Genomic DNA, 7298 nt, shown 5'->3' with positions numbered 1-7298 from the left:
CTGGCGGCGGGACTACAACGAGAGTCGGCCTCACTCGACTCTCAATGACCTGTCGCCGGCTGAATTTGTACGCCGGGCGGGGCTTCCAAGTCCCGTCCCAGCTTAACCAACGCCGAAAACTAACTCTCGGAATGGTCCTGGAAACCCAAGCGGATCAATCCACTTACTTCCGCTCGATACAGGCGGTACGGAACAGGCATTGCATGTCATAAAAGCTGTAATATTGCCTTTTCCATAAGCTAAAAGCACGATGGACCGAAGATACGGTCCATCGTGCTTTTATTGCTTTTATTATGAAGCCTGCTGGTCAGGCATTACTCCCTCGACGGGCTACTATCAAGCGAAGGCGTGGTAGCGCCGACTTTTTCCTTCTTCGCCTTTCTTCCCGCGAGTGGGTGAGCAGAGAAAGGTTGGAAGCGCTCGAAACCTGTCACCGTCACCGCTCCCCCTTTTTCGACATATTGCTCCTCGAAATGCTCCAGGAATTCCATGAAGGTATGATCAACCAGCGTTGCCTGGCTGAAGTCGAGAACGACTTCCTTTTTGGGTTCAAACTTGGCCAGTACTTTCTTGAAGCCGATCAGGTTGGAAAATATCGCAGCGTCCTGAACGTTCATGTAGTACTGATTTCCAGCCTGCTTCAGTTGATAGCGCGCCGAGAAAAGGTTGCCGAGCGATGCGCCATTTACGATATGGAAGACGAACTTGACGAGAATACCTGCCCCGATACCCATCAACAGGTCAGTGGCGACCGTCACCGCAATCGTAACCAGGAAGATTGTCAACTGCTCGCTGCCAATCTTGTAGGTCTTGAAAAACTCGTGGGGCGAGGCCAACCGGTAGCCGACGAAGATCAGCATGGCTGCCAGCGCAGCATTCGGAATCATCTCGATCACTGGGATCAGGAACAGCATCGATACAAACAGGCAGAAGCCATGGAAGAAATTGGCCCAGCGCGTGCGTGCACCAAAACCGACGTTGGCCGAACTCCGTGCCACTTCCGATATCATTGGGGATCCACCCACTACAGCGGCGAGTGTGTTGCCGGCGCCAACGGCGATCAAGTCCTTGTTGAAATTGGATTGCCGCCTCCAGGGATCCAGGCTGTCAACTGCTTTGACGGTAAGACAGGACTCCAGGCTTCCCACTAGCAGGAACATGATCACGTATTTCCAGAATGCCCCTGTTCCAATTTGCGAGAAATCCGCATTGAAAGCAATTTCCTTCCAGAAATCGCCAATCTGCACCAGGATATGGGCGGGTTGCGTTCCCTTGAAATCCAGTACCATAGCAGCGGGGATCGCTATCAACAATACGACCATTGGAGCTGGAATTTTCTTCACTAAAGGACTTTTTATCTTAGGTAATCCAAACAGGACGATCAGGCTAAGTATCCCGACTATTGCCACAGGCACGTTCGGATTCATGATGGAATTGGGAATTTGCGCATATAGTTTCACTGGTCCCATTCCGGCTAATGTGGCTGGGTCTATTCCCAACAGGATATGAGCCTGCTTGGAAATAATAATCAACCCGATGGCCGCCAACATACCGTGCACAGCAGATAATGGGAAGAAATCGCTAAGTGACCCAGCCTTCATGAAACCAATGACGACTTGAAGTGCGCCCGCGACGACCATGACGCCCAGAGCCATTTTCCATCCTTCCGGCCCGCCCCCGACTTCGGCAACGCAGCCTGCGACAATGGTGATCAAGCCCGCTGCGGGACCCTTAATGGTTAGTTGTGAACCGGCAAAGAATGCGACCAGCAGTCCGCCGATCATTGCGGTAAGCACGCCCATTGCGGGTGGAAAATCACCAGCTTTGGCGATACCCAGACTAAGCGGCAGAGCCAGCAGGAAGACAAAGAATCCGGCCATAAAATCGTACCGGAAGTTCTCCAACATCCCGGACAGCCCGTCTTTCGGTACTGTCAGTTTAGCGGTAGAAGCAGTAGTTGCATTAGCTGCACTCATATCAGTGATAACTCCTGTTAATTGGATTTTAAATATCCTGAATAAAAAAGTCTCATATTTCCATTAATTTCGGTTCGGCCTGTCCGGTCTGCCAACTGCAGGCTTATCCAGAGGGTTTGAAGAGGCTCATCCGCGGTATCTTTCGTCTATGAAACACAAGTGTGTTCGTTCCAACCAGGTTTCCTAAGTTTCCATGCCCTGCGCCATTCGACTTCACATTTGTGATATAATTCATCTCTTATTCCATCCCCTTTCAGAGGAGTTGCTCAAAGCACGGAATACCATCCCGCATTTCCCTTTTCCACCTCTACACCTCCCGCATCTTTTTTCTTCCGAAGTACGAGGCTTCGCATACCTTGTCTTTTATTACCTCTGATGAAGCGTGCGCTGAAGTCTGTCAGAAACGATTTGTCTGCGCTCTGGTAATCCCTTGCGGGAGAGCGGACACATCTTCCGAAACCTTCTGAGGCGCTCACTTATTACTCATTACTCCGGCACCTCCTTATTTCCTGAAAACCCCCCTTGTAGATACTTGTTGAGCGCCGGCTTTACTCCGGGGTTTCTCTCACATGGCTTCTGATTCCCTGGGTTTAAGCCGGCGCCTTTCATTTCCATCAGAGTTATCTGTATATTTCCGCTTCTTTCATATCATGGCTTCACGTTCACGAGTTTTTGAAGGGAACAGCATGGTAAGTTTTAACATGAGGTCCAAGATAAACCCGGGAATATATTCTCACCAGTGAGAGACCGACGATGATGAAACTCAGTGCGAGAATGAATGCAAATACGATCTGGTCTGTGTGAATATGGGTGAAGATCAGGTCTATTCCCAGGAATGATGGCGTAATAGGAAAGCCCATCAAGCCCAGACACGCAAGCAGGAAAATAAAAGCCTGGCTAGGGTATTCATAGACATGACCCTGACCCTGAGGTTCCTTCAGATCCACCTTCCGCTCGAGTGACTTCAGTTGTGCTAGACACGCATATCCCACAAGACCTGAAAGGAGGATGCCACTTATATAAATGACGATCTCCCGGGTGGTCACTTCGTCGTAAAACGAGATGGCGAGCGCGATCCAGAGATGATTCATGATGACGAAGTACCAGCTCAACTGGGGACTCATTCTTTCTGAGAAAGACTTTAGCACGACGATCAGGGCGATGAAGGCAAATAGTGTCGGCAGGAATTGCTGGACCCCGACCGGTAAAGACTGCTCGTAATACAGGCAGGCCAGGCCGACGAGGAAAAGTGTGGTAGCGATAATGAAACCGCCAGTTCCGGATAACACCAGGTTCAGCTTCCTGCCGATCCATTTCACGGGATCCCAGAAGAAGAAATACATGAACGAATCGAGGTTGAACTCCTTCACGCTCAGCATATAGGCTGCATACTCGATTTGCTTGGATGTGGAGTGCTTGTCGATGTATTCCCTTGGAACAAAGTTGTAGAACTGATCGCGGAGCAGGAAGGTCACGGCCGATGGCGAAACCAGAAGCTGATACGTCCGCAAGAATGCATTTCCTGCCAAATGGATCAAGGCAAGATCATAAAACCCTAACGCCACTTCCACGAAAATGATGCCGATCTGCGCCACCGAAGAGTAGGCGATCTGCGTCTTGATCGAGGACTGTACGCGTGAAATAAGGGTCGCGACTACGGCGGTCGCCACGCCAAGAAGAATGACAGGCGCTACCACAACGAGCTGATTTTCCCAGAATGGGAACGTTCTCAGCAAAAGGAAGACGCCCAGATGAACCGAGAGCGATCCGTAAAAGATTGCACTCGACGGAGTCGGACCCTCCATTGCTCTGGGCACCCAGGAAGAGAAGGGGAGCTGACCCGATTTCACAGCGGCCGCCAGCAGGAGCATCAACCCAATCAAAATCCCCAATGTCGTGTTGCCCTCAAGAGTCTGTGCAACCAGTTCCGGATGCATGAGCTTGGAGAACGTGATGTTTTCGTGCCACAGATGATGACTCATCCAGATGACCAGAATCAAACCCATATCCGCCACGCGAAACACCGTGAATACCTTGAGCGCATTTTTTACCGGCAGGTACCGCTCCCTGTAGAACCCGATCAGGAGGAAGGACGTGATTCCCAGAACTTCCCAACCGATAAAGAGCGTCTCGAAATTACCGGAGAAAATAATGATGTTGTAGCCGATGAAAAAGAACAGAATGGTGTTGAAAAACCGCTTATAGCCCCTTTCGCGATGAAGGTACCATCTGGAGTAGACGGTAACCAGAAAGCAGAGGAAGGAACCGACGAACAGATAAACCGCGGTAATTTTATCGAAATAGAATGAAATGAAAAACTTGTAACTTTCCGTGTTATACAGGATAAGCTCAATTGTCTCGAGCGTCGGGTATCCGCCGATCAGCCAAAGGACCAGGAATATCCAGGCCAAAACCATGTGCGAACCGACAGTGGAGTAGGCTATCCAGGAAATGGCATCCTCATTCTTTTTCGGCACGAGCATGGTGAGCGCAAACCCGATCAACGGGATGAATATGAATAACCCAAGCAGGGAGGTTAGCAGCGGCATCGTCATTTTTTCACTCTCTCCTTCTTCTCGATAAAGTAGACAGGTAAATTCTCTTGAACCGCATCCAGGGTTTCGATCGATTCCGCTTTCTTGGCCCGTTCCATCAATGCGCTCAGATCTGATACGGTTTCCAGATCGTTCAACAGGGGCTTGTAAATCTTCGAGAAACTACCGTCCTTGTACAACCAGAGCTCACCGGTGTCCGGATGCACGACCAGGCAGTGCACCCAGTAGTTTTCATAAAACGAATAGTTTGCCGTCTGCGACTTGATCACCTTCAATGCCACATCGGGATAATGTTCGATGATGACCAGGAGACGGACGGGATCGTGGATCTCGATCATCTGGCTGGGAAGCCCTGTCCTCAAATCGCCATCCGCGCCGTTGGCCACCCCAATCAGCCCCATGACGTTGTGCGGCAGTTTCGTTCCGGCACCCATTTTGTGATTGTCGGTCCGGGAGAAAAAATACTCGAGATCGATACCGCCCATAACCAACGCAATGGGGCCCATGGACATGGTGAGGAACTTACCTTCAGGATCAGTGCGGTAGTCATAGGTGCTCGTGGACGCCCGCCTGTCCAGGAAGAGGTTTTCCGTAATGCTCCGTCTGCCGATAATACTTACCGCATTGGTCGCATGATTGAGCTCCGGCCGGGGTTCGAACAGCGAAACCGATCTCCTGCGAATTTCCTCGTGAATCTCCTTTGGACTCATTTTGGTATCAATGGATACCAATCTTCTGGACCGCTCCTTCGCGTGGAGATCGAGCGCTTCATTGATGACGAGCGTATTCCTCCTGTGTTTTCCGGCGTTTTCCTCGGAGAGAATCTCTTCATCGAAGAAGGCGACTTCGTCACGCGTGGTGTCGTGCAGACCCGGGAGGAACTGGGTAGTGGGCGGAATAACGACGCCACGCTCTTTGAGTGCTTCCCTTACCTTGGGATGGTTGGCCATGTAACAGAACGTCCTGGCATTCACCGATCCGGGTCGGCCACCGCATGCACCACAGTCATAGGCGGTATAGTGAGGATTGTTTACGCTGGACGCGCCGTGGCCAATCATGTAAACGATGGGAGCAAAGGTTTTATCTACCCCGTTCAATCCCGTGCTGGTCAGGACACCCTGAACGCGCTGGACCATCTCGTCGATGGTGTACCCTATCTGTAATCCGTTTTCCTTGTCGTTCGGGTCCTTGTTCTCGATGGTGAGCCTCGCATCCTTGTCCACGTGGGAATAAGAGGAGGCCATGGCAGGCATCGCGCCGGGCTTGAATACATTCAAGGCCAATCTCAGAGCCGACACGAACCCGATGGTTTGGGAGATAAACCAGCCCTGGAAAAGCGAATGCGTGAGCTTGGAAAAATGTACTTCCTTCTTTATCTTCTGCTTGTTACCGATTTCCTTGACGAGGAACTTGGGGAAGACCGGCGCGGGACAGCATTTTGTGTAAAACTTGCCGTTCTCGGGTTGATAATACAGTTCGACGTTAAAAAATCCGGCGGTGGTAAACGTTTCGCAATCCGGATCCAGTTGCTCAAGATAACGGCGGAACGATGTCAACCGGTCATCGATGCAGAAGTACGTCTGGAAACTTCTGTTTTCGATCTTTCTTTCCCAGGTCTTGTCCTGCAAAGCTATTCCAGTCAACACCTGGTCGTAGTACGTCCACTCAAAAGCATCTTGCCAAAGGGAAAAAACCGTATCGACCTCAGTCTCGGGCACATCGTCGAACAACGGTTCAGGCCGCTCTTCCAGAATGTGTGCAATGGGTTGCCAACTTTCTCCGAAATAGGAATCGAGCGCGTCAATTTCAAGCAAAAGCTCGAAGATAACCAGGTCATGAACAGTAATGTTCTTCGGGTTCAGGAGAGAGGCGGGCTGGGCCTCGACAGAAGCTACCATGCCCGACCAACCCGGGTGCGCAAACTGCTGGTCAAACAGATACTGCGCATAGAGGGTTTCATCCCCCACCACGAGCTTGAGCAGATCCTCCATCTTGCAGTTTCCAGACACCAAAAGCTTTTTAGCTCTCTTCGTCTTGAAGAAACTGGCGAAGCTTTTTTCTTCCATTTCCTTCATGGCCGCAAGAAAACCCTTGTGCCCTATTGGGAAACCCCATATTGAAATTCCCTGATCGAGGTAGCTGCACAGGATTCTGAACAGAAGCGGGTGAACCATCAGGTCCAGGTCAATAGGATAATGACGCTTCCAGTTCGCCCTCAGTTTGCCTATTCGGGGGGAAACGGAATCGTCATATTCCTTCTCAAGCAACCGCTGCATCCAATCCTCAAGATACTGTGCGCCCTTCTGCTCGGAGATGATCCGCTCAAGAATATCCTTGCGGATACGCCCGGCTTCGTACAGGTCTCTATATTCACGAAGTTGAAGAGAGGGGAAATATCCGAATATTTTTTTTGCGCGACGCGTTCCCTCATGGAAGGGATAGTTCTGGAACGCGTGTAATGTATTATGATGAATAAAATCTTTCAGCGGTGCCTGCGAGGGCAGATAGTGCTGCAGATCATGGATCACTTCCTCTTCATTGAAGGAAGAAACGGAGGTTTCCTGCGCTTGGGCTACAGTCCGCTCTGCGTGCAGCGGACTGACATCCGCTCGTTTATCCGGGTGAGCCGGTGCACTTGCTGCGACGGCACCGGAAGCCGCAAACTGTTTTGGAGAATCTTTCACCAACTCGATCCTCTTTCCCTCTTTCTGAATACTTTCATCTTTGTCTATTGCTGCTGGCATAATTTTTACTCCTCTTCTTCGTG

4 protein-coding genes are annotated in these 7298 nt (G+C 50.7%); 1 reads left to right on the top strand and 3 read right to left on the bottom strand.

The features are described 5' to 3' along the window. A partial coding sequence (locus C8R21_RS16645) for an integrase core domain-containing protein (RefSeq protein WP_146162448.1) occupies positions 1-106 on the top strand: 106 nt, incomplete at its 5' end. Positions 107-314: 208 nt separating this feature from the next. Here C8R21_RS16645 and C8R21_RS05790 read toward each other — a convergent pair. From C8R21_RS05790 to C8R21_RS05780, 3 genes are all read right to left on the bottom strand, one after another. Continuing rightward, positions 315-1976 carry a SulP family inorganic anion transporter gene (locus C8R21_RS05790; RefSeq protein WP_107761846.1) on the bottom strand — a complete coding sequence of 554 codons (1662 nt, stop codon included), beginning with the start codon at positions 1974-1976 and terminating at the stop codon, positions 315-317. A gap of 662 nt (positions 1977-2638) precedes the next feature. Next, positions 2639-4531 (bottom strand): proton-conducting transporter transmembrane domain-containing protein, encoded by a 1893-nt coding sequence (locus tag C8R21_RS05785; protein ID WP_107761845.1) that lies wholly within the window; start codon positions 4529-4531, stop codon positions 2639-2641. Next, positions 4528-7275 carry a YbcC family protein gene (locus C8R21_RS05780; protein WP_107761844.1) on the bottom strand — a complete coding sequence of 916 codons (2748 nt, stop codon included), beginning with the start codon at positions 7273-7275 and terminating at the stop codon, positions 4528-4530. The genes C8R21_RS05785 and C8R21_RS05780 overlap by 4 nt, the downstream gene beginning before the upstream one ends. Between the last annotated feature and the right edge of the window lie 23 nt (positions 7276-7298).

Origin of the sequence: Nitrosospira multiformis, from assembly GCF_003050865.1 — a bacterium.
In the GTDB taxonomy this organism is placed as follows: domain Bacteria; phylum Pseudomonadota; class Gammaproteobacteria; order Burkholderiales; family Nitrosomonadaceae; genus Nitrosospira; species Nitrosospira multiformis_E.
The sequence above is the reverse complement of the archived record's forward strand: the minus strand, read 5'-3'. Positions and strand labels throughout refer to the sequence as shown.